The organism is Bradyrhizobium sp. KZN70725 (assembly GCF_055264925.1).
In genome coordinates this window covers 38,361-61,164 of the sequence record NZ_JBUYWT010000034.1, presented here as the reverse complement: position 1 = coordinate 61,164, position 22,804 = coordinate 38,361, and the positions used below count along the sequence as shown (strand labels likewise).

Genomic DNA, 22,804 nt, shown 5'->3' with positions numbered 1-22,804 from the left:
TGTCGCGCTACGAGACAGGCTGACAATGTCTGCGTTCACGGAGATCGGGTAACCCAAGGATGGCTGGCGGGTTGAAGATCACGACCGGCATCATCGCCGCGGTGCTGGTGATTGCGGCGGTGGCTCAGGCGCGCAGCGTGCTCGCCCCGCTTGCGGCCGCCCTGTTCATCATCGCGATCGTCTGGCCCGTTCAGCAACGGCTGCAGTCGTGGCTGCCGAAACTCCTCGCGCTCGCCATTACTGTCGTTGTTACGGTTGCCACCTGCATCGCGTTTGCCTCGCTGGCAGCATGGGGGTTCGGCCGCGTCGGGCGCTCCTTGATCGCGGATGCGGCGCGGTATCAGGCCTTCTACGATGCCGCGGTGATCTGGCTCGACGGCCATGGCGTCTCGTTCGCCGGCGTCTGGGCGGAGCATTTCAATGTCGGCTGGCTGCTGCGTACCACGCAATACGTCACGGGCCGCGTCAACACCACGTTGAGCTTCTGGCTCATCGCGCTGGTCTATGTCGTGCTGGGACTTCTCGAGGTCGAAGACGCTGGTCGACGAATCCAGCGGTTGGAGAATCGCACAGCTGCCCGCGTCCTGCTCAAGGGCAGCAAAGCGACGGCCGCCAAGTTTCGTAAATATATGCTGGTGCGGACGCAGATGAGCGCGGTCACGGGTCTCTTGGTCGGCCTGTTCGCCGCTGTGACCGGGCTGCCATTCGCATTCGAATGGGGCGTGATCGCCTTTGTCCTCAACTACATTCCTTTCGTCGGTCCTTTCATCGCGACGCTGTTCCCCACGCTGCTGGCCATGACGCAGTTCGAGAGCTGGCCCGCGGTGTTTGGCGTGTTCGCCTGTCTCAACGTCATCCAGTTCGTGGTCGGCAGCTATATCGAACCGCGGGTGGCCGGTTCGACGTTGTCGATCTCGCCGTTTCTGGTGCTGTTTGCGATCTTCTTCTGGAGCTCGCTTTGGGGCCTGTTTGGGACCTTCATCGGCGTGCCGATCACGCTCGCTATTCTGACCTTCTGTGCCGAGAGTCCGTCGGCCGCATGGATAGCCGATCTGTGTGGCGGATTGCACCATGACAAGCCGGAAGCGTCCTAGCTTGCGGCAATCTCAACCCGCTCGGGCTCGACGAGGCAGAGCTTCCGGTCCGGGCCGACCATCATTTTGTGGATATAGAAATAGCTGGCTGCATCGTCGGCCCCCATCACCGGCGACGGGGCCGAGACGATCCTCGACGCACCACATGTACCGATCCAGTCGATATGCCTGTGACCGTGCATCACCACCGAGCGATCGGAAAACCTTTGCAACCTGCGTACAAACCAGCTGCCGTTGATCAAGGCTGTCCCAATGCGCTCGGCAAATGTCTTCACCGGCATGGGATATTCCATCACGTGATGATGTAGCGCGATGGTCCAGCATGCCGTCGGAAAATGACGGATCGCAGCCTCCAACCGCCGCGTTTGCGCTTCCGAAACCAAACCGAGCGCGTTGGTGAAGGAGAAGTGGGTTTCGGCGTTGGAGTTGAGAATGGCGATCCCGAGGCCACCGTCCTGGTCCGGCGGCAGGATCATCGGGAATTGATCATCGAACAGGCCACGGAGCGCCGCTGCGCGGCGCACGCCTCCGTGCTGCGCAAATTGTGTTATCCGATCATGATAAGGGGCGAGCGCCTGGTTCAACGTGGCCGACGGTTTGCCGGAACTGTCGATGACGCGCACGCGATCGCCCTGGACGGCCGCGATCGCCGACAGGGTACGCATCTGCCGTAGCCGCTTGCCCGGGCTGAACGGCAGGTCGAGGCGCGCAGGATTGGCACGATCCACGACGTTAACGTCATGATTGCCCGGGAGCATGATGATGCGTGCTGCAAGCTCGGGATGACCTGCCAATGCATCGAGAAATTCCGCCCATTCGCCGGGCCGGCCGGCGTCCGTCATATCGCCGCTGATCAGCACGTGGTCGAGCGGATCAATAGTGTGAATTTCGGCAAGGCGAGCCAACACGCGATTGAAGTGCTCGTTTCCCCGCGGACCGGCGGTCCCGCTTTCGATGCGGAAGCCGTACCGCTCGCCGACCACGTGAAGATCGGACAGATGCGCAACGCGCCAGCAGCGGCCTCCGGACGGCGTCGCGTCGAATCCGGCCAGGTCGGCCGGTTGTTCCATACTGGCGTCGGCCACGCTCCAGGCCAGTGACGCGACCGCAAGATAGCAGGACACCAGCACCACGGCATTCGCGAACGTCGGCAACACCAGATGATGGATCAGAACAAGGTCATTGACGGTCGCAGTCCATTGCGAGGCAGGCCAGGCCAGGGCCGCGATCAATGCCGCCCCCGCGGAGAGCAGTATGCCGGCGCCGACCGAGCAACCGCGGCGCAGCCTCGTGCGAGAGGCAGGAGTTGCGCCGGTGCGCCAAAGCAGCTCCGCCAGATGGCCCAGCGCCTCGCGCGTGAAGGCATAGCTCGGTTGGACCGCGAGCGCGTTCAGCGACCAGAAGCTTGTTTCCGCGATTTGAAGCAGCGGTCGTCCGCCGAGCCATCCCAAGGCCGCGATCACAATCAGCATCAGCACGGCGCCCACTTCGGACAGGGCAAGAGCGTGTTGCGAAAGGCTCGAAATCCAGGCGGATGCGACCAGTGGCGCAAGGCCGAGCAGTACGCCCGGAAGCAGAAGCGAAACCGTCCAGGCGAACAACAGTTTCGTCGGGCTTATCTCAACCAGAAGGCTACCCAAGATCGCGAACAACGAACGCTGTTCCGGGCTGGCGGCATTGTCCTCAAAGTCGCCGAGGCGGGGATCAAGCAGCACGCCGACGTCCTCCGTTGCACGGCGCATTCTGTCACAAACCGCTTCAGACCAACATACGCGTCAGGCTCAGCGCAGCTTCCCGAAGAACTCGCGCACCTCGCCGATGAACAGCTCGGGTTGCTCGAATGCCGAGAAATGTCCGCCTTTCGGCATCTCGCTCCAGTGCCGGATGTTGGTGAAGTTTGTCTCCATCCATTTGCGGACCGGCGTGACGATCTCCTTGGGGAACACGGCAACGCCGGTCGGCACGCTCACCTTGTGCGGGGTTCGCTTGCCCGGCCCAAAACTTTCCCAATAGAGCCGCGCCGATGACGCAGCCGTCGCGGTGACCCAGTACAGCATGACGTTGTCGAGCAGTTCGTCGCGGCTGAGGATGTTTTCCGGATGGCCGTCGCAATCGGTCCAGGCCCAGAACTTTTCGAGGATCCAGGCCGCCTGCCCGCAGGGCGAATCCGTCAGGCCATAGCCGAGCGTCTGCGGCCGCGTGGACTGCTGCTTGGAATAGCCGGAATCCCAGTCGGCATAATATTTGATGCCGTTGAGCGCCCTCGTCTCCTCCGGCGTCGGCTGCCCCTCGACATTGGGCCGGGTCGACATCGCAAGCGTGATGTGGATGCCGGCGCAATGTGCAGCATCCTGCCCGCCGATCGCGGTCGTGACCGCGGAGCCCCAGTCGCCGCCTTGCGCGAAATAGCTGGCGTAGCCGAGCCGCTGCATCAGGACGGCCCAGGCCGTCGCGATCCGGTCGACGCCCCAGCCCGTCGCTATAGGCTTGGCCGAGAAGCCGAAGCCCGGCAATGACGGGCACACCACGTGGAAGGCATCGGCGGCGCGGCCGCCATGCGCGGTCGGATCGGTCAGCGGCTCGATCACCTTGTGGAATTCGACCACCGATCCCGGCCAGCCATGGGTGATGATCAAGGGCCGCGCCTCCGGATGCTTCGAGCGGACATGGATGAAGTGGATGTCGAGCCCGTCGATTTCGGTGGTGAACTGGCTGAAGCGGTTGAGCCGCGCCTCGCGCTGCCGCCAGTCATAGGTCTCGGCCCAATAGTGGCAGACGTCCTTGATCCATTGCAGCGGCGCGCCCTGGCTCCAGTCGTCGACCAGTTCGGCTTCCGGCCAGCGGGTCCGGCGCAGCCGATTACGCAGATCCTCGAGGACATCGTCGCTGACGGCGATGCGGAACGGGCTAATGGCGGTCATGGCGTCTCCACGGGGATGCTGAACTTTCGGGGAAGATAGGCTGGCGCGGGTCGCCGATCAAACCCCGCGCCGCAAACCTCGCCTGCACGAACCCTGCACGACTAGCCGCGAAATCTGACGACAAGAACCATTATCGGCACCGCGATCTTGCTAAGACATCGGCCACAATAGATCGACATCACGCGCAGGCGATCGAAGCGCTAATGTCGCAGAGGACGGAGCTTGTTGTGGCAATCTATCTGATTAGCATCCATGACAGACAAGATGCCGTGCTGAAGTTGGGATTGCCGCCGGTCAATAACTCGCCGAGCTATTTGCCGATCGCCGCCTCGAGCAGCGCCTGGGCCTGCCTGGTGGCCGCGGCGAAGGCCGGCTGTTGTGGCGCGCGCTCGGTGAAGCAGCGCTTGAACGCATCCTCGCCCTGCTGGCGCAGGTCACCGAGCTTGTCATAGGCCTGCCTGGTGATCTGCTTGCGCTCGAGCCTCTCGGCCGCCGCATCGGCCTTCTTGTTGTAGTCGGTTCGGATCGCGGTGCAGGCCGGCACTTGCACCGCCGGCTCGATCTCGCCATAGGCGACATACATCTTGCCGCCGGCGAGCGCCGCCACGAACACCTCGTCGGCCTTGTCGGGGAACGAATCCTGGGTGCGGCCGGCCAGGAAGCCGTAAGCCAGGGCGGCCGACGCCGGCTTGGCGATCGGCAGCTCGTCGAAATTGACCACCGCGGCATCGGTCGAGATCGCCTGGGTGTAGAGGCCCTCGAACTTCAGGGCGGCATCGACCTGCTGCGGCACGTTCTTGCTGCCCTTGTCCCACCAGGTCTTGTGTTCGTGCAGCCAGCGCGTGAACAGAGGCTCGGTGGTGACGATGATATGGGCTTTCGGCTCGACGAAGCTGCCGTCGGCGCGTTTTTCTCCGATCTTTGCCCCGTCCCTGCCGGTGTCGGCATCGAAGCGCAGGCCGTCCAGCATGCCGAACCCCATATCGCCCTTATATAGAGTGTCGAGGTTGAGCTGGGCCGGAGCAAAGCCCGGCCGGGCGGGCTGGGACAGGATGGCCGTCAGCTGCCCCTTCAGCTCGTCGCGCGCGGCCACCTCGGCCTTGTCGACGGCCTCATTGATCTTGTTGTCGTTCGACAGCTTGGCGAATTTGGCGATCGCGGCGTCACGCGCGGCGATATAGCGGTCTTCCGGTGACGCGGCGCGGGCCGGCGAAAGCAGCAGGATCGGGGAAAGGACGAGGGCAAAGCGGAAAATAAAATGCATGCCCTGTGGTCGTCCGCAGGGCATGCAAGGTTCAAGGTCACGGGTACTACCAGCATATCCCTCGCCGGCAGACCCTCTGCCGGCGCAGGATCTCGTCAAGGCGAGCCGGTCAGGCCGCCTTTGTCACGGTGCCGTCGTCAGGCCGCCTTGGACTTCGCCACGTGGGTGGCGATCGCATCCATCAGCGGCGGCGACAAGCAGTCATAGGGCTCGAGCCCAAGCTCCTTGAGCCGCGACCTGATCCCGGCCATATCGGCCGGCTTGACGCCGGACTCGATCACCGACGACACGAAGGCGGCAAATCCGGGCGCAGCCGAGCCGGACTCCTGGAACAGCTCGGGATGGATGAAGTCGAGGCCATAGAACGGATGGCCCTTGTTCTCGATCCGGCCGTACATGTGGGTGCCGCATCCGGTGCAGGCATGGCGCTGGATCACCGCCGCGGCATCGACGATCTTCAGCTTGTCGCCGTTCTCCAACACGGTGACGTTCTCGCGCGGCACCACCGCGACCACCGAGAAGGTGGCGCCCGAAGGCTTCCAGCACTTGGTGCAGCCGCAGGCATGGTTGTGGGCGACGTCGCCCTTGATGCCGACCTTGACCGGCTTGTCCGCGCATTTGCAGACCAGCGTGCCGCCGGCAAAACTGCCGGAGCCTTGCTTGACGCCATTGTCGACCGACGGGTGGATATGAACAGTCATTGACCTATCCTCCTAGTGCTTGGTGTTTTGATTTCAGAATACGACGACCGAACGGATCGATTTTCCCTCGTGCATCAGGTCGAAGCCCTTGTTGATCTCGTCGAGTTTCAGCACGTGGGTGATCATCGGATCGATCTGGATCTTTCCGCCCATGTACCAGTCGACGATCTTCGGCACGTCGGTGCGGCCGCGCGCGCCGCCGAAGGCCGTGCCCTTCCAGACCCGTCCGGTGACGAGCTGGAACGGCCGGGTCGCGATCTCCTTGCCGGACTCCGCGACACCGATCACCACCGAGACGCCCCAGCCGCGATGGCAGGCTTCCAGCGCCTGCCGCATCACGTTGGTGTTGCCGGTGCAGTCGAAGGTGTAGTCGGCACCGCCATCGGTCAGGCCCACCAGGTGCTGGACGATGTCGCCGGAAACCTTGGTCGGGTTGACGAAATGCGTCATGCCGAACTGCTTGCCCCAAGCCTCCTTGGAGTCATTGATATCGACGCCGATGATCTTGTCGGCGCCGACCATCTTGGCGCCCTGGATCACGTTGAGGCCGATGCCGCCGAGGCCGAACACGACCACGTTGGAGCCCGGCGTCACCTTGGCGGTGTTGACGACCGCGCCGACACCGGTGGTGACGCCGCAGCCGATGTAGCAGCTCTTGTCGAACGGCGCGTCCTCGCGAATCTTGGCCACCGCGATCTCGGGCAGCACGGTGAAGTTCGAGAAGGTCGAGCAGCCCATATAGTGGAAGACCGTCTTGCCCTTGTAGCTGAAGCGCGAGGTGCCGTCGGGCATCACGCCCTTGCCCTGGGTGGCGCGGATCGCGGTGCAGAGATTGGTCTTCTGGCTCAGGCAGCTTTTGCACTGCCGGCATTCCGGCGTGTAGAGCGGGATCACATGATCGCCAGGCTTGACCGACGTCACGCCGGCGCCGACCTCGCGAACGATGCCTGCACCTTCGTGCCCGAGGATCGAGGGGAAGATGCCCTCGCTGTCGAAGCCGTCGAGCGTGTAGGCATCGGTGTGACAGATGCCCGTCGCCTTGATCTCGACCAGGACCTCGCCGGCCTTGGGACCCTCCAGATCGAGCTCGACGATCTCAAGCGGCTTCTTTGCTTCAAATGCGACTGCGGCGCGGGTCTTCATCTGGGTCTCCACAAAACGTCAAACAGGTTTCTCGTTCGCACCGGACGGGCTCACTTCTTGTCGTTGTGCCCCATGCAGGCGTCTTCCGCCTTTCCATAGGCTTCCGACTTGTCTTCGTGCTTGGCCGGCCGAACACGCCCAACCGCGTCATTGGCGCGGGCGCGCAGGTAGACATAGAGGTCGTCCATGTAGCAGGCAACGTTGGGGTTATCGCCGAACGCCGGCATCACGTTCTCCTGCGCCGTGGAAACGTTCTTGCGTCCGCTCGCGACCACGCCCATGAAATCCGCGTAGCTCATGGTCTTCAGCGAATTCGACAGCGCCGGCGCATAGGTCGATCCCATGCCGTCGGGGCCATGGCAGACATGGCACTCCGAATGATAGCGGCGATAGCCGGAGTAGGTGTACCAGTCCGTCGTGCCGTCGGCCGTAACCTTGAACGTCGGGTTTCCATCCTTGTCGAGATACTTGCCGTCCTCGGACTTGACGGCGGTCGGGTCGCCAGCGTCCTCGGCGGAGGCAACTCCACCCATTGCCACGACAAAGATCGCAGCACTCACAAACCAGATCTTACGCAAAAGCATATCCTCGCGTGCAGATTGAAGACGGACCGGCGCATGGAGATCGCTCCATGCGCCGGAACGAGGTCGCTCAGCTCACTGCTGCGGCAGCGAGAACACGGTGAGCGTTCCGCCGAGCGCGGTGTAGTTGCTCAGCGCGGCATAGCCGCCGACTGCGCCGAGACCGGCCGTCGGATCAGTCAGACCGGCCGCGAGGCCGATGCCCGCCCAACCGCCAACACCCGACAGAATGGCGACGTACTGCTTGCCGGCATGTTCATAGGTGGTGACGTTGCCGATGATGCCGGACGGGGTCTTGAACTTGTAGAGCTCCTTGCCCGTCTTGGCGTCGACAGCCTTCAGGTAGCCTTCCAGCGTGCCGTAGAACACCACGCCGCCGGCGGTCGCGAGCGCACCCGACCAGACCGAGAACTGCTCCTTGTTCGACCACACGATCTTGCCGGTCTTGCCGTCCCAGGCGATGAAGTTGCCCATGTTGGTCTCACCGGGAGGCGGATACATCGACAGCGTCGCGCCGACATAGGGCTGACCTGCGGTGTAGCTCACCTTGAACGGCTCGTAGTCCATGCAGACGTGGTTGGTCGGCACGTAGAACAGCTGCGTGTCCGGCGAGTAGGCTGCCGGCTGCTCGTCCTTCGAGCCGAGCGCTGCCGGGCAGATGCCCTTCACGTTGACGTCCTCGCCCGCCTTGTCGGTCGACGCGGCATCAAGAACCTTCGGGCGACCATAGGTCGGCGAGTCCTTCTTCATGTCGACGCCGGAGGTCCAGTTCACCTTCGGATCGTACTTCTCGGCGACCAGCAGTTCGCCGGTGGCGCGATCGAGCGTGTAGCCGAGGCCGTTGCGATCGAAATGCGTCAGCAGCTTGCGCGCCTTGCCGTCGATCGTCTGATCCGAGAGGATCATCTCGTTGACGCCGTCATAGTCCCATTCGTCATGGGGCGTCATCTGGTAGACCCACTTGGCGACGCCGGTATCCGGGTTGCGCGCCCAGATCGTCATCGACCACTTGTTGTCGCCGGGACGCTGCTTCGGATTCCAGGTCGAGGGATTGCCCGACCCATAATAGACGAGGTTCAGTTCGGGATCGTAGGAGATCCAGCCCCAGGTCGCGCCGCCGCCGATCTTCCACTGATCGCCCTGCCAGGTCTTCAAGCTCGAATCCTTGCCGATCGGCTTGCCGAGCTCGGTGGTCTTGTCGTCGACCAGGAGCTGGTCATCCGGGCCTTCCGAGAAGCCGCGCCAGACCTGCTTGCCGGTCTTGATGTCGTAAGCGGTCACATGAGCCTGGACGCCGAACTCGCCGCCGGAGATGCCGAGCAGCACCTTGTCCTTGACCACCAGCGGCGCGGAGGTACCGGTCGAGCCCTTGCTGGGATCGCCGTTCTTCACCGTCCACTCCACCTTGCCGGTCTTGGCATCGAGCGCCACCAGTGTGGTGTCGGCCTGGTGCAGGAAGATCTTGCCGTCGCCATAGGCAACGCCGCGGTTGACCGTGTCGCAGCACATCACCGGAATGACGTTCGGATCCTGCTTTGGTTCGTACTTCCAGACGATCTTGTTGTCCTGCGAAAGGTCAAGAGCATAGACCTTGTTCGGGAACGGGGTGTGGACGTACATGATGTTGCCGACGATCAGCGGGCCACCCTCGTGGCCGCGCAGCACGCCGGTCGAAAACGTCCAGGCGACCTGCAACTTTCCGACGTTCGAGGCGTTGATCTGATTCAGCTTGGAGTAACGCTGATTGGCGTAGTCTCCGGCCGGCATCACCCAGTCCTTCGGGTTCTGCGACATCTTGTGGAGTTCGTCATTGGCGTTGGCCGCTCCGGCGGCAAATACCGCCATTGCCCCAAGACCGGTCGCGTAAAGCATCTTGCGCATCGTGGATTTCCTCCCAGGTTCAAGAGCTCAAGGGTTTCCGCCGAAACGGCCCCACTTCTTCCATTTTGGTGCCCCAGTCGTAGTCCTCTCGAAGCGCGCTGACTTGCCCAAAAGAGAAGAGCCGTTTGCTCAAAAGCGAAGCTTCGTCAGATTTTTGTCGCCCGGCCCTGAATTGGCTGGAAAGCTTGCTTCATGTTGCAGGGCATCAATCGCGGCCGGCGCGATCCGGATGCCAGATTGACGCGTGCTAAGGTTGCGCTTGACGCGCCCAGAACTAAGTCGGAGGATCACCCGACATTAACCGGGAAGAAATCCCGCCGCCTCCCTAAGCTATTCAGAATCAGGGAGAAGGCGCATCATCTCGGGCCAGACTTAAGCTCGGTGAGCAGTCACGTGGGGATCGAATCGGTGGCTGGAAAGATGTCCGATACAGTCCATTCTCTCAGCACGAACGGATTGACGCCCAAGCGGCAGATTCAGCGCTGGTCGGATGCGCTCACTGACCTTTGCGGCCAGTTCGACGTCGATGCGCTGGAAGGATCCTCGCTCGAAGCCCGGGTCAATTTCACGACGGTATCGCGCCTGAAGCTGTGTCAGATCGAGGCAAGCCAGCACCGGATCGCGCATACCATCTCGCGCATCAAGCTGAGCGAGCACCCCTACATCAAGATCGTGTTCCAGACCCACGGCGTCTCGCATTTCGAGCAAGACGGCCTGCACTTCGACATCATGCCGGGCGACTGCTTCGCCTACGACGTGTCGTGTCCGCACACCATCATCAGCCCGTCGCTGACGCGGCACGAGGTTGTCATCGTTCCAAAGGACCTGCTCAAGGAGCGCGGCTTCCAGCTCTCCAAGATGGCGCCGTGCAAGCTGTCGGCGCGCAACGGCACCGGCCGCATCGCCTATGATTTCGTCCATGCCGCCTTCGGCGAGGCACCGACGCTGACGCCGGTCAACGCCGTCGGCGTGGCTGATGCGCTGATCGACTTGCTGCTGTTGCCGCTGCGCGAGACCGGCGCCATGTTCGACCGCGGCAGCGCCGAGGCCACCTATGTGCGTGCCCAGGGCTTCATCCGCGAGCATCTGCGCGATCCGGATCTCTGCATCGACCGCATTTCCGCGGCGCTTGGTTGCTCGAAGCGCTATCTCCACATGCTGTTCAGCGATCGCGGCATGACGGTCAGCGACTACATCTGGAAGGCCCGGCTGCAGAATTGCCGGCAGGAGCTGGAGTCCCAGAACGGCAAGACCATCACCGACGTCGCGTTCTCCTGGGGCTTCTCGAGTTCGTCGCATTTCAGCCGCGTCTTCCGGAAGTATTTCGGCATCGCGCCCTCCTCCGTCCACAAGGGCCTGCACGGCGGTATGCCGGCGGATGTGGTGCTCGAATAGCGGTTCCATCCGACGCGCAGGCGTTGCGCCATGCCGTCCGCCGACAGACTTTCTCCAACCAAGTTGTCCTCAATCAAGCTGTCCTCGATCAGGGTTTGGGCGCGCAACCTCAAGCGGGACAGCGTTGCGCTGTATCTCGCATCGCGTGATCCGCGCGTGCCCTGGTATGCCAAGGCCCTTGCCGTCGCCGTCGCGGCCTATGCACTGTCTCCCATCGATCTGATCCCGGATTTCATTCCGGTGATCGGCTATCTCGACGATCTGATCCTGCTGCCGCTCGGCATCTGGCTTGCGATCTCGCTCGTGCCGGACGAGGTGATGGCGGAATGCCGTGCCAAGGCCGGCGCCGTCTTGCAGCGTCCGACCAGCCGGGCGGGAATGATCGCGATCGTCGTGCTCTGGATCGCCGGCGCGGCGGCGCTGGCTTGGGCGGCTTTCAGATATTGGCGACAGCCAATCGTCTAGGACTGTGCGGCCTTTGGCACGAGCGCCTCGACCGTCACGCCATCATCGCTGGAATTGATGTTAAGCGTGCCGCCGAGCGCGAGGATCCGCTCCTGCATCCCGGTCAATCCGCGGCCAAGCCTGTGATCCCTCAGCAAGCCACGGCCATTGTCGCGAATCCGCACCAGCGCGCAGTCGCGGCTGCCGCGTAGACCGGCCTGCCGGTCCACCGGTTCGATCGTGATATCGACCGCCGTCGCGCCGGCATGGCGGAACACGTTGGTGAGCGCCTCCTGGACGATGCGATAGATCGTGAGGTCGGCCATCTCTCCGGTATCGCCGAGCGCCGGCGAGATGCGGCTCTCGATCTCCACCTCCGGATGCGTTTCGCTCCATAGCCGCACCAGCGCGCCGAGCGCTTCCGCAAGCCCGAGCTCGGCCAGGCCGACCGGCCGCAATCGCTCCAGAATCCGGCGCGTGAACTGCTGGAGCGCGTTGACCTGCTCGAGGATGGCATTGCCGTGCTTGCGCAATGCCGCAGGGTCCGGCTTTTCGACTTCCGCCAGCCGGGTCAGCGCGCCGGCATGCGCGCGCAAGGCAAACAGATAGGGCCCGAACTCATCGTGCAATTCGCGCGCGATCTCCTTGCGCTCGGAATCCTGCAGCGAGACCGCGCGCTCGGCGAGCTGCCGCTTGCCCTCGACGGCATCGCCAAGGGTCGCCGCCAGATGGTTCAGTTTGGCACAGATGGCGGCCAATTCCGGCGATCCGCCGGGCTCGACGCGGGCATCGTAATCCCCGGCCTCGATGCCGGTCATGGCCTGCGACAGTGCCTCCAGTGGCGCCAGCGCGCGGCCGACCACCAGCATGGTGACCAGAAGCAGCGCGGCCGCGATCGCGGAGCCGACCTCGATCTGGGTGACGATGCCGTCCCAGATCTCGGCGATTTCGTCGTCGGGATGCGAGGTGATGACCAGCGATTGCGGCTTGCCGTGCACCGAGATCGGCACCCGCACCGAGGTCTGCTCGGGATGAACCAGCGCGACGAACCACTGCGGCGGAGCGCGTTGATCGCCGACGTCCTCGGGGCGATCAGGAGATTTTGCGGTCGCGCCATCCTGCCGCGTGATGCTGACGTGACGCAGCCGGCTCAGGTCCTGGACGATCTGATCGAGCCGCGCATCGGGATCCGGCGCCTCGTCGAGACCGGCCACGATCGTCGCAACGAATTCACGCGCCAGGCGGATCACGCTCTGGTCCTCGGCCTGGACACGCGGCCCCGCTTCCAGCACGAGCCGCGCAATATTGATGCCGAGGCCAAGCGCTAGGATCAGCGCCAGCAGCAGGTTGATCCGCGCGCGCAAGGATAGCTTTTGCCACATGACGTTGCCCCCGACCGCGATCCCTCCTCCGAGAGGATCGTTGACAGCCAAATTTGCCCGGCTATCTAATCGCACCCTATCGCAATCCCGCACGAGGTGCACAACCGGTCGGAACCGACCTGTCCTTCGCGCAAACCGACGTGATGATGAGTGAATCGAAGCAGGTCGCCGGAACAACGCCATGCGCATTCTGATCGTTGACGATCATCCCATCGTTGCCTCCGGTTGCCGCACCGTGTTCGCCGACGATCCCGAGATCACGCTGCTGGAAGCCGCGGATGCCGAAAGCGGCGAACGGGCGTTCGTCGCGGAGAAGCCCGATCTCTGCGTGATCGACATCAACCTGCCGACGGTCTCCGGCTTCGAGCTGGCGCGCCGCATCCTGACGCATGATGCGTCTGCGCGCCTCATCATGTTCAGCATGAACGATGACCCGGTGTTCGCCGCCCGCGCCATCGACATCGGCGCCAAGGGTTACGTTTCGAAGACCGGCGATCCCAACGATCTGGTGGAAGCAGTGCGCGAGGTCGGCAATGGCGGCGTTTATCTGCCGCCAGCGATCGCGCGCAACGTGGCGTTTGCGCGGCCGGGCTTTGCGCAAAATCCGCTCTCCAAGCTCACCTCGCGCGAAATGGAGATCCTGCGCCTGCTCAGTTCCGGCAAAAGCCTGTCGGAGATCGCCTGGCTGGTGCATTCATCATACAAGACGGTCGCAAACACGTCATCGATCATGCGCCAGAAGCTTGGCGTACGCACTTCGGCAGAGCTGGTGCGGCTGGCGATCGAGAGCGGCGTCGCCTGACGCAGCGCTCCAACCAAGAGGAATACGACAATGCAGACGGTTTCCCAGAACAAGTCGCATGGCGGCACGCAAGGCGTCTATCAGCATCCAAGCCGCGAGACCAAGACCGACATGACCTTTTCGGTGTTCGTCCCTGAGCATGCGGCCGGCGCCAAGCTGCCCGTCGTCACCTATCTGTCGGGCCTGACCTGCACCCATGCCAACGTCACCGAGAAGGGCGAATTCCGCCAGGCATGCGCCGAGCTCGGCCTGATCTTCGTCGCGCCCGACACCAGCCCGCGCGGCGAAGGCGTCCCCGGCGATCCCGCCAACTCCTACGATTTCGGTCTTGGCGCCGGCTTCTATGTCGATGCGACGGAGCAGCCGTTCGCGACCAATTACCGGATGTGGAGCTACATCACCGAGGAATTGCCGAAGCTGATCGCCGAGCAGTTCCCGGTCGACACAACGCGGCAGTCGATCCTCGGTCATTCCATGGGCGGCCATGGCGCGCTGACGGTCGCGCTGCGCCATCCCGATCGTTATCGGGCGGCGAGCGCGTTTGCGCCGATCGTGGCGCCGTCGCAGGTGCCATGGGGCAACAAGGCGCTCGGCGGCTATCTCGGCAGCAACAAGCAGGCGTGGCGCAAGCATGACGCCGTCGCCCTGATCGAGGACGGTGCCCGCTTCGCCGATCTGCTGGTCGACTACGGCGATGCCGACGGCTTTCTCACCGAGCAGCTGCGGCCCGAATTGCTGAAGGCGGCATGCGAGAAGGCCAACATCCCCCTCACCCTGCGGCGTCAGCCGGGCTATGACCACAGTTACTACTTCATCTCGACCTTCATGGCCGATCATCTGCGCTGGCACGCCGCGCGGTTGAAGGCGTGAGCGTCACGCAGTCCGTTCATCCCATCATCCTGAGAAGGCCGCGAAGCGGCCGGTCTCGAAGGATGCACGGCCCGAATTTGCTACGTGTGGCTGTAACCGGGCCGATTCATCCTTCGAGGCTCGCTCAGCGGCGCAATTGCGCCGCAAGGCTCGCACCTCTGGGTAAGGGAGGTCCATTCGTGAGCGCAGGCTACTACGCCTTCGGCACGCCGTAGTTCGGCGCGAGCAGGCGGTTGCGCACGAGGTAGTCGGTAGCACGCGACCAGGATTCGTCGGTGTTGCCGCGCATGTCGGCGCTCGCCGCCGCCAGCAATTGCCCGCTACGCACGTCGCGCAAATAGAGATTGATGTTGAGGATGAGGTTGGACACCTTCTGCACCACGCCCGTCATCACGAGATCAGCGCCCAACTCGCCGGCCAGCTTCACATCGCAGCCACCGCAGGCCTGAAGATTGCTGCCATGCGCCGCAGCATTGACCGGCGCGATGTCGAGCACGCGGAACTTGCCGGAGTCCGCGAGCTCCTTGCGCACCTGATCGCCGGCCCGGAGCAGCCGCGCCTGCTCATCACTGCGTGGCCCGCTCACTTCCCCCTGCAGGCTGGTGTCGATCATCTCGAGGTCGAACACCGCGAGCCTGGGCGGCTCGGCGCGCGCTGCCGCCGCAGACACCACCAGCAAAGAAACGGCGAAGGCAAACGCTGATCTCATGATTGTGAACCAATCGTAATTTGTAACGTCGCAACGACAAAAAGCGGGGTTGCAAGCTAGGCCAATTCCGGCATCTTGCAAGTCAACAGCATGGAAGCCGGATTTCCGAAGGCCATGCCGAGTGAAAAAAGACTGCGGGAGGAGTTATGTTGCGATGGCTGATCGGCACGATCGCGCTCAGCATGGTGGCGACCGGCGCGCTGGCGGCTGATCCCGTCGAGGTTCATATCGGCTATCTCGGCCATGCCGGCGTCAAATCGACGCTCTCGCTGGTCGAGCAACCCGCCGACAATGACGGCATCGCCGGCGCGCGCCTTGCGATCGAGGACAACAACACGACCGGGAAATTCCTCAATCAGCGCTTCGTGCTCGACGAGGTCAAGGTCAAGGACAGCGACGATGTCGCCAAGGTCGCGACCGATCTCGCCGGACGCAACGACTATATCATCACCGACCTGCCGGCCGATGCCCTGCTCAAGGTCGCCGACGCGCTGCGCGACCGCGGCACCGTGCTGCTCAACGCCGGCGCAATCGACGACCGGCTGCGCGAGCAGGACTGCCGCGCCAACGTCATCCACATCGCACCCACCCGCTCGATGCTGGCGGACGCGCTTGGCCAATATCTGGTGTGGAAGCAGTGGAAGCGCTGGCTGCTGGTGGTCGGCTCGCATGATCAGGACAAGCTTTACGCCGACGCGCTGCGCCGCGCCGCGACCCGCTTCGGCGCCAAGATCGTTCAGGAACGGACTTTCGAGGACACCGGCGGCGCGCGCCGCACCGACAGCGGCGTGACCTTGATCCAGCGCCAGATGCCGGTGTTCACGCAGCAGGCGCCGGCTTACGACGTGCTGGTCGCCGCCGACGAGAGCGAGGTGTTCGCGAACTATCTGCCGTACCGTACCTGGGACCCGCGGCCGGTGGCGGGCTCGGCGGGCCTCGTGCCGACCAGCTGGGACGCGGCGCATGACCAGTGGGGCGCGGTCCAGATCCAGAACCGCTTCGTCAAGCTGAACATGCGCCGCATGACGGCGCTCGACATGCAGGCCTGGGCCGCCGCGCGCATGATCGGGGAAGCCACATCGCGCACCAATTCGGGAGACCCCAAGAAGGTCATCGCCTTCCTCAAGGGCAAGGATTTCTCGATTGCCGCCTTCAAGGGTACGCGCTTGACCCTGCGAGACTGGAATCTGCAGCTTCGCCAGCCGATCCTGCTGGCCGATGGTCGTATGGTCGTTTCGGTCTCGCCGCAGGAAGGTTTCCTGCATCAGGTCTCCGAGCTCGACACGCTCGGAGTTGACCGGCCTGAAACGAAGTGCAAGCTGCAGTGAGGGAGATGAAACGCATGTGGCGCCGCTGTCTGTTGACCGGGATGCTCGTTTGGCTTGCCGCGACACCGGCGTCCGCCTTCGTTGCCTACGTCTCCAACGAGAAGGGCAACACCGTCACGGTGATCGACACCAGCAGCTGGACGGTGACCAAAACCATCAAGGTCGGCCAGCGGCCGCGCGGCATCGAGTTCTCGCGCGACGGCAAGTTCGTGATGGTTGCGGTTGGCGACGACGACACGATCCAGGTGATCGATACCAAGACCCAGGAGATCGTCGACACCCTGCCCTCCGGTCCCGACCCTGAACTGTTCACCCAGGATGCCGCCGGCAAGACCATGTATGTCGCCAACGAGAACGACAACACGGTCACCGTGATCGACCTCGAAAAGCGCGCCCGGATTGGCGACATCCAGGTCGGCGTCGAGCCCGAGGGCATGACGATCAGCCCGGACGGCAAGATCCTGATCAACACCTCCGAGACCACCAACATGGCGCATTTCATCGACACGTCGACGCGCCAGATCGTCGCTAATGTGCTGGTCGATTCGCGGCCGCGCTTCGCCCAGTTCAAGCGTGACGGCTCCGAATTGTGGGTCTCCTCCGAGATCGGCGGCACGGTGTCGATCATCGATCCGGTCAAGCGCGAGGTGACCGGCAAGATCACCTTCGAAATTCCGGGCCTGCGCAACGAGGCGATCCAGCCCGTCGGCATCGGCATGACTAAGGACGGCAAGACCGCATTCATTGCGCTCGGCCCCGCCAACCGCGTCGCCGTCGTCGACGGTGTGACCCACAAGGTCCTCAAATATCTGCTGGTCGGCCAGCGGGTCTGGCACATGGATTTCACCCCGGACGAAAAATATTTGCTGGTCACCAACGGCGTCTCCAACGACGTCTCGGTCATCGACGTCTCGGCCCAGAAGGTGATCAAGACCATTCAGGTCGGCGAACTGCCCTGGGGGATCACGATCGCGCAGCCATGACCGCAAGCGACGCCCATATCGCGAACCAGCTCTCGCCGGATGCGGGCCCTGGAACAGCCGCGGCCGTGCAGCCGGCCCTGTCGATCGGCAATGTCAGCCACAGCTACGGTCCGCGCCGCGCTTTAATCGATGTCAGTTTCACGGTCCAGCCTGCGAGCTTCACCGCGCTGCTGGGTCTCAATGGCGCCGGCAAGAGCACGCTGTTCTCGCTGGTGACGCGGCTGTTCGGCATCCAGAACGGCCAGATCAAGATATTCGGCCACGACATCAGCCGGACGCCGGGTGAAGCGCTGCGGCTGATGGGCGTGGTGTTCCAGCCGCGCACGCTCGATCTCGACCTCTCGCTGACGCAGAACCTGCTGTATCACGCCGCGCTGCACGGCATCTCGCGGCGCGAGGCGCGGCTGCGCAGCGCCGAGGTGCTCGGCCGCATCGGGCTTGCCGACCGCGCCGCCAGCAAGGTGCGCGATCTCTCGGGCGGCCAGATGCGAAGGCTTGAGATCGCCCGCGCGCTGCTGCACCGGCCCCGGCTGCTGCTGCTCGACGAGGCCACGGTCGGGCTCGACGTCAAGGCGCGCGCCGACATTCTCGACCATGTCCGGCAGCTCGTCGCCGAGCAGGGCATCGGCGTGCTCTGGGCGACGCATCTGTTCGACGAGATCATGCCAAACGACGACCTCGTCGTGCTGCATCAGGGCCGAATGCTGGCGCACGGCCCGATGTCACGGGTGATCGCGGACGCAGGCGCCCAGGACGTCAACACCGCGTTCATGCGCCTGACCGGAACGGCAACACTCGCGGGGAGACCGCCGTCATGACCAGCACGACGGTTACGCCTGAGCGAAGCGGCTTCTCGCTGTCGGAATACATCGTCTGCCTGAACGGCATCGTGTGGCGCGAGGCGCTGCGCTTCCTGCATCAGCGCGAGCGCTTCGTGTCGGCGCTGGTCAGGCCGCTGGTCTGGCTGTTCATCTTCGCGGCCGGCTTCCGGCAGGTGCTCGGCATCTCGATCATCCCGCCCTACGAGACTTACATCCTCTACGAGGTCTATATCGCGCCCGGCCTGATGGCGATGATCCAGCTGTTCAACGGCATGCAGTCCTCGCTGTCGATGGTCTACGACCGCGAGATGGGCAATATGCGCACGCTGCTGGTCAGCCCGCTGCCGCGCGGCTATCTGTTGTTCTGCAAGCTGCTCGCCGGCACGGCGGTGTCGCTGCTCCAGGTCTATGCCTTCCTCGTCATCGCTTGGTTCTGGGACATCGCGCCGCCGACCATCGGCTACCTCACCGTACTTCCGGCGCTGGTGCTGTCGGGCCTGATGCTCGGCGCGCTGGGCATGCTGATCTCGGCCAGCATCAAGCAGCTGGAAAATTTCGCCGGCGTGATGAACTTTGTGATCTTCCCGATGTTCTTCGCATCGTCGGCCCTCTACCCGCTGTGGCGCGTGCAGGAAGGCAGCCCGATGCTGTATTATATCTGCCAGTGCAATCCGTTCACGCATGCGGTGGAGCTGATCCGGTTTGCACTGTACGGCAAGATGAACTGGGTTTCGCTCGCGGTGGTCGGCGGCTGCACCGTCGTCTTCATGATCGGCGCGATCCTGGCTTACGATCCATCGCGCGGCCTGGTGCGCCGCGGACCCGGCGGAGGCGAGGCATGACAGGCTGGCGAACAGGACTGGGCGCGCTGCTCGCGATGGTTCTGTCGAACCAGGCCGCATCGGCTGCCGACCCGCGCTATCCGGACTGGCCCTGCCAACAGGCCAAGGTGCCCGAGATCTCGCTCGCCGCAGTCTGGGCCGGGCCGCCGCTCGGCGATGCCGAGACCAAGTGGAAGGACGACCCGAAAGTCAGCGCGCTCGCGATCAAGCTCGCGGCGCGCCGCGTTCCGCTCGAAGAAGCGCAGAAGGAAATCACCGAATTCCTGTCAGCTGCCGCGGCCGACAAGGCGAATGCGGGAAAACTGCTGTTTGCCGGTCTGTTCGATACGCTGAACGGACAGCGCGCCTCGGTCATGAACGGGCTCGAGCGCGTGATGCGCAAGCAGCGCGAAGCCGCGGAGAAGATCCGCGACGACACGCTCAAGCTGCAGGCGCTGCAGGACGCGACACCGCCGGACCAGGCCAAGGTCGACGAGCTCGGCAATCAGCTGGTCTGGGAGACCCGCATCTTCGAGGACCGCGGGCGCGTGGTGAAATTCGTCTGCGAGGTGCCGACCGCCATCGATCAGCGCCTGTTCGCGCTCGGCCGCACCATCCAGCAGGAGCTCGATTGACGCCTGCGACCGAACGCCCCGGGATCGTCAACGCGCCGTTTTGACGGTCTTTTGGGTAACAGTCTGTTGGGCCACGCCGATCCGGAACAAACTGCACTGCCCGCTCGTTGTCTCCAACTATATCTGAACTTGGGAGACCTCCATGAAAGCAGCCAAGATCGTCATGACCAGCCTTGCCGCCGCGAGCCTGGTCACCACAGCGGCTTTGGCCCAGCAATCCATGTCGGGAATGGTCACCAAGATTGACCGACTGAGTGGAACCATCTCGATCCAGCAGACGCAAGGCGGCACGGTGGGCGCGTCCGGCGGCGCGATCCAGGAATACAAGGTGCCGAAGGGACAATCGCTGGAGGCCTTCCACGCCGGTGACAAGGTCTCGTTCACCACAACGGACAGCGACGGCGGCAAGACCATCAACAAGCTCGACAAGCAGAAGTAACGGCCCGCGTGGCGCGCGAGGCCGGGCTTACTGCTCTCCCTCGCGCGGCTCGGGCTCGGCATCCGCCAGCGGCAATTTGGCACGCTCCCATCCGTCAGTTCCCTCCGGATACCACGCCACGTTGCGGTAGCCGTGGGACAGCACGCGCTTGGCCGCGTTCCACGACATCCAGCAATTCTCCTGGCAGTAGATCACGAGCAATCTGGTCGCGTCACCGCCTGAGGCGCGGACCAGCCCGCGGCGCAGGTAGTCCTCCGTGGGCGCGGCGAGCTTGCCGTAGCCGGTGTCAGGCAGCCAGATGCTGCCGGGAATGTTGAGGTGCGGCCGTTCGCGCCACACCGTGCCGGCGGGCAGATTTGGCTTCGGCGCACGCGGCAGCACGTCGACGAAGGCGGCGGACTTGTCGCGCCAGATCGCTTCCGCTTCCGCGGTGGTGAGCACCCGTGCGCCGGCAAGCGTCACCGGCACCGGAGCGCGGTAGTCCTCGGTGCGATAGCCCTCCGGCTCTGCGGGTGGGTCTTGCGCGCGGACAGGCGAAGCGGCGACGAACATCACCGCAAGCGTGGCCGCGAGCCTGATCATGGTGATTTGGTCGCGGTCTCCGGCCCGATTGGACGGTCGTTCTCGTCGAGCAGCGGGACGCCGTAGTCGAGCAGGATCTTGTTGATCTCGGGCTGGTTCTCCTGGATCAGGCGATTGAGCTGGCGCTTCCAGTTCTGGTCGGACGCCCGCACGCCCATGCCGATGCGATAGATCAGCTTCGGTCCCGTGGTCTCCTTGACCAGCGGCGTGATGTGCAGCGGCGGGTTGGCCTTCTTGGCGTAGAAGCCCGCCATCGGCCCCCACAGGATGCCGGCGTCGATCTCACCCTTGGCGAGATCGTTCATCATCGCCTCGGCCGACGAATCGTAGCGCGTATCGATCATCAGCGGATAAGGCTTCGCATTGGTCATCAGCCCGTTGATGGCCATGTTGGTCGCGGGCGGCGTTCCCGCCACGATGCCGATATGCTTGCCTTTCAGCCGCTGGTCCTCGAGCGTCGTGACCTCATCGAGCCCACTGCCCGGCTTGGCAACGATCGCATAGGCTGTGCGGTAATAGGGATTGGTGCCCTGCGCGAGGTCATCGCCTTGCGGAAAGCCCATGATCACGTCGCAGCGATGCGCGCCGAGCGTCATCCGCACGAACCCGGTCGCCTGCGGAAAGAACATGTAGTCGAGCTTCTTTTGCAGTTTCCCCGCCAGCAGCTCGCCGATCTTGTTCTCAAACCCCTCGCCCTTGTCGTTCGAGAACGGCAGGTTGCGGGGATCGGCACAGATGCGCAGCACGCGGGCATCGATGAGCTCGATGGAAAGTTCGCCCTGATCATTGACCTGTGCCCGCGCGATGTCGCGGCCGGCCAGACAGGCGATGAAGCCGACAAGCGCGAGCAGAACAGGACGGCATCCGACAATTCTCATTACGCGGTCTCCTCTTGATCGGATCGATCGCCGCCATCCAGCAATTGCCCGGCGCACCATGACGTGCAACAGGAATAATGATCGCGACCACGCCGCGCTGCCTGCTGCAGCGCAAACTGGAACGCGACGACATCGATCGCGCGTCGCGGAGTAACTGAGGCGGAAACATGGCTCATGGCGGTTCGGTGCTTGCGCTGCTCCTGATGCTTTGGGCGCCGACCATAGCGCGGGCGCAAGAGGCGGAATTGCCTGTAAGCGAAGTCGCTCCCGGAATATTCGTTCACACCGGGGTCACCGCATTGATGACGCGCGAGAACGAAGGCGCCATCGCCAATGTGGGATTCGTGATCGGCGACAGCGCCGTCGCCGTCATCGACACCGGCGGCAGCGTCCGCGAAGGACGACAGCTGCTCGCCGCGGTCCGCAGCCGTACCGACAAGCCGATCCGCTATGTGATCAACACCCACGCCCATCCAGATCACAGCTTCGGCAATGCGGCTTTCGTCGGCGACGGGACCAGCTTCGTCGGCCACAAGTCTTTGCCACGCGCGCTGGCCGCGCGCGGACAATTCTACCTCGACGGGTTTCGCCGGACCATGGGCGACGAGCTGATCGACGAGGTGAAGATCATCCCCCCGACCGTGCTGGTCGCGGACACGCTGAAGCTGGACCTCGGCGGACGGGCCCTCACCCTGAAAGCGTGGCCGCCCGCCCATAGCGACAACGACCTCACGGTCCTCGACGAGCAAACCAGCACCCTGTTCGCCGGCGACATGGTTTTTCTCATCCATATTCCCGTGGTCGACGGCAGCCTCAAGGGCTGGCTGCGTACGCTCGACGAGCTCGCGGCGATCTCCGCCGAGCGCGTGGTTCCCGGTCACGGGCCCGTGAGCGCGTGGCCGGCCGCGCTTGCCGACGAGCGGCGTTATCTTGGGGTGCTGGCCGCGGATGTGCGCGCACTGGTCGCAAGCGGCAAACCGATCACGGCCGCGGCCGAGCACGCCGCGGCCGCCGAGCGGCCGCGCTGGCAATTGTTCGACGATTACAACGCCCGCAACGCAACTGCAGCATTCTCGGAAATTGAATGGGAGTAGCTGTTCGTCCTATGATGACGCGGCTACATAGGATTT

Annotated in this window: 23 protein-coding genes; 12 read left to right on the top strand and 11 right to left on the bottom strand. The window is 63.7% G+C overall.

The window, feature by feature from the left end; translation table 11 throughout:
* Positions 1-59: 59 nt before the first annotated feature.
* Positions 60-1,094, top strand: a complete 1,035-nt coding sequence (locus tag ACZBJS_RS27585) for an AI-2E family transporter (RefSeq protein ID WP_310885687.1) — start codon at positions 60-62, stop codon at positions 1,092-1,094.
* Here the strand turns inward: ACZBJS_RS27585 and ACZBJS_RS27580 are convergent.
* The 7 genes from ACZBJS_RS27580 to xoxF5 form a co-directional block, all read right to left on the bottom strand.
* Positions 1,091-2,809, bottom strand: a complete 1,719-nt coding sequence (locus tag ACZBJS_RS27580; RefSeq protein ID WP_463439513.1) for a metallophosphoesterase family protein — start codon at positions 2,807-2,809, stop codon at positions 1,091-1,093. The genes ACZBJS_RS27585 and ACZBJS_RS27580 overlap by 4 nt on opposite strands.
* Positions 2,810-2,875: 66 nt before the next feature.
* A complete protein-coding gene (locus ACZBJS_RS27575; protein WP_253625938.1) occupies positions 2,876-4,015 on the bottom strand; it encodes an epoxide hydrolase family protein in 1,140 nt (379 codons plus the stop codon).
* A 310-nt stretch (positions 4,016-4,325) separates the two neighbouring features.
* Positions 4,326-5,279, bottom strand: a complete 954-nt coding sequence (locus ACZBJS_RS27570; protein WP_463439512.1) for a hypothetical protein — start codon at positions 5,277-5,279, stop codon at positions 4,326-4,328.
* 137 nt (positions 5,280-5,416) lie between these two features.
* Positions 5,417-5,980, bottom strand: coding sequence for an S-(hydroxymethyl)glutathione synthase (gfa, locus tag ACZBJS_RS27565; RefSeq protein ID WP_016847312.1), 564 nt, complete (start codon positions 5,978-5,980; stop codon positions 5,417-5,419).
* A 33-nt stretch (positions 5,981-6,013) separates the two neighbouring features.
* Positions 6,014-7,123 carry an S-(hydroxymethyl)glutathione dehydrogenase/class III alcohol dehydrogenase gene (locus ACZBJS_RS27560; protein WP_026193090.1) on the bottom strand — a complete coding sequence of 370 codons (1,110 nt, stop codon included), beginning with the start codon at positions 7,121-7,123 and terminating at the stop codon, positions 6,014-6,016.
* 50 nt (positions 7,124-7,173) lie between these two features.
* Positions 7,174-7,656: a c-type cytochrome, methanol metabolism-related gene (locus tag ACZBJS_RS27555; RefSeq protein WP_076834145.1), complete on the bottom strand. Its 483-nt coding sequence runs from the start codon at positions 7,654-7,656 to the stop codon at positions 7,174-7,176.
* Between the two features lie 123 nt (positions 7,657-7,779).
* The gene (xoxF5, locus tag ACZBJS_RS27550) at positions 7,780-9,585 is read right to left on the bottom strand and encodes a lanthanide-dependent methanol dehydrogenase XoxF5 (RefSeq protein WP_076834147.1); all 1,806 of its coding nucleotides are present in this window, start codon (positions 9,583-9,585) and stop codon (positions 7,780-7,782) included.
* Positions 9,586-10,005: 420 nt separating this feature from the next.
* On the opposite strand from xoxF5, the gene ACZBJS_RS27545 reads away from it, so the two are divergent.
* Together ACZBJS_RS27545 and ACZBJS_RS27540 are read left to right on the top strand one after the other, a co-directional pair.
* On the top strand, positions 10,006-10,980 hold the full coding sequence (locus tag ACZBJS_RS27545; RefSeq protein WP_016847804.1) for a helix-turn-helix domain-containing protein: 975 nt from the start codon (positions 10,006-10,008) through the stop codon (positions 10,978-10,980).
* A 30-nt stretch (positions 10,981-11,010) separates the two neighbouring features.
* Complete coding sequence (locus ACZBJS_RS27540; RefSeq protein WP_076834149.1) at positions 11,011-11,445, top strand: YkvA family protein; 435 nt, start codon at positions 11,011-11,013, stop codon at positions 11,443-11,445.
* Here ACZBJS_RS27540 and ACZBJS_RS27535 read toward each other — a convergent pair.
* On the bottom strand, positions 11,442-12,806 hold the full coding sequence (locus tag ACZBJS_RS27535) for a histidine kinase (protein ID WP_463439511.1): 1,365 nt from the start codon (positions 12,804-12,806) through the stop codon (positions 11,442-11,444). The genes ACZBJS_RS27540 and ACZBJS_RS27535 overlap by 4 nt on opposite strands.
* A gap of 181 nt (positions 12,807-12,987) precedes the next feature.
* Between ACZBJS_RS27535 and ACZBJS_RS27530 the strand changes: the two genes are divergently transcribed.
* The gene (locus ACZBJS_RS27530; RefSeq protein WP_016847801.1) at positions 12,988-13,608 is read left to right on the top strand and encodes a response regulator transcription factor; all 621 of its coding nucleotides are present in this window, start codon (positions 12,988-12,990) and stop codon (positions 13,606-13,608) included.
* Positions 13,609-13,638: 30 nt separating this feature from the next.
* Complete coding sequence (fghA, locus tag ACZBJS_RS27525; RefSeq protein ID WP_463439510.1) at positions 13,639-14,478, top strand: S-formylglutathione hydrolase; 840 nt, start codon at positions 13,639-13,641, stop codon at positions 14,476-14,478.
* Between the two features lie 193 nt (positions 14,479-14,671).
* On the opposite strand, the gene ACZBJS_RS27520 is transcribed toward fghA, so the two are convergent.
* Positions 14,672-15,187: a DUF3280 domain-containing protein gene (locus tag ACZBJS_RS27520; protein ID WP_463439509.1), complete on the bottom strand. Its 516-nt coding sequence runs from the start codon at positions 15,185-15,187 to the stop codon at positions 14,672-14,674.
* Between the two features lie 146 nt (positions 15,188-15,333).
* Here ACZBJS_RS27520 and ACZBJS_RS27515 point away from each other — a divergent pair, with 146 nt between their 5' ends.
* The 6 genes from ACZBJS_RS27515 to ACZBJS_RS27490 all read left to right on the top strand — a co-directional run bounded on the left by ACZBJS_RS27515 (position 15,334) and on the right by ACZBJS_RS27490 (position 20,214).
* Complete coding sequence (locus ACZBJS_RS27515) at positions 15,334-16,515, top strand: ABC transporter substrate-binding protein (protein WP_463439508.1); 1,182 nt, start codon at positions 15,334-15,336, stop codon at positions 16,513-16,515.
* A gap of 5 nt (positions 16,516-16,520) precedes the next feature.
* The gene (locus tag ACZBJS_RS27510; protein ID WP_076834157.1) at positions 16,521-17,498 is read left to right on the top strand and encodes a YVTN family beta-propeller repeat protein; all 978 of its coding nucleotides are present in this window, start codon (positions 16,521-16,523) and stop codon (positions 17,496-17,498) included.
* The gene (locus ACZBJS_RS27505; protein WP_253625930.1) at positions 17,495-18,316 is read left to right on the top strand and encodes an ABC transporter ATP-binding protein; all 822 of its coding nucleotides are present in this window, start codon (positions 17,495-17,497) and stop codon (positions 18,314-18,316) included. Before ACZBJS_RS27510 ends, ACZBJS_RS27505 begins: the two co-directional genes overlap by 4 nt.
* A complete protein-coding gene (locus tag ACZBJS_RS27500) occupies positions 18,313-19,161 on the top strand; it encodes an ABC transporter permease (protein WP_028336929.1) in 849 nt (282 codons plus the stop codon). The genes ACZBJS_RS27505 and ACZBJS_RS27500 overlap by 4 nt, the downstream gene beginning before the upstream one ends.
* Positions 19,158-19,775, top strand: a complete 618-nt coding sequence (locus ACZBJS_RS27495) for a hypothetical protein (protein ID WP_076834158.1) — start codon at positions 19,158-19,160, stop codon at positions 19,773-19,775. Before ACZBJS_RS27500 ends, ACZBJS_RS27495 begins: the two co-directional genes overlap by 4 nt.
* 142 nt (positions 19,776-19,917) lie before the next feature.
* The gene (locus tag ACZBJS_RS27490; RefSeq protein ID WP_016847793.1) at positions 19,918-20,214 is read left to right on the top strand and encodes a copper-binding protein; all 297 of its coding nucleotides are present in this window, start codon (positions 19,918-19,920) and stop codon (positions 20,212-20,214) included.
* A gap of 27 nt (positions 20,215-20,241) precedes the next feature.
* Here the strand turns inward: ACZBJS_RS27490 and ACZBJS_RS27485 are convergent, their stop codons facing one another.
* Both ACZBJS_RS27485 and ACZBJS_RS27480 read right to left on the bottom strand, forming a co-directional pair.
* A complete protein-coding gene (locus tag ACZBJS_RS27485) occupies positions 20,242-20,796 on the bottom strand; it encodes a PQQ-dependent catabolism-associated CXXCW motif protein (protein ID WP_253625929.1) in 555 nt (184 codons plus the stop codon).
* Positions 20,793-21,674, bottom strand: a complete 882-nt coding sequence (locus ACZBJS_RS27480; RefSeq protein ID WP_076834162.1) for a substrate-binding domain-containing protein — start codon at positions 21,672-21,674, stop codon at positions 20,793-20,795. The genes ACZBJS_RS27485 and ACZBJS_RS27480 overlap by 4 nt, the downstream gene beginning before the upstream one ends.
* 203 nt (positions 21,675-21,877) lie before the next feature.
* Between ACZBJS_RS27480 and ACZBJS_RS27475 the strand changes: the two genes are divergently transcribed.
* Complete coding sequence (locus ACZBJS_RS27475) at positions 21,878-22,768, top strand: quinoprotein relay system zinc metallohydrolase 2 (protein WP_410469770.1); 891 nt, start codon at positions 21,878-21,880, stop codon at positions 22,766-22,768.
* The last annotated feature ends 36 nt before the right edge of the window (positions 22,769-22,804 follow it).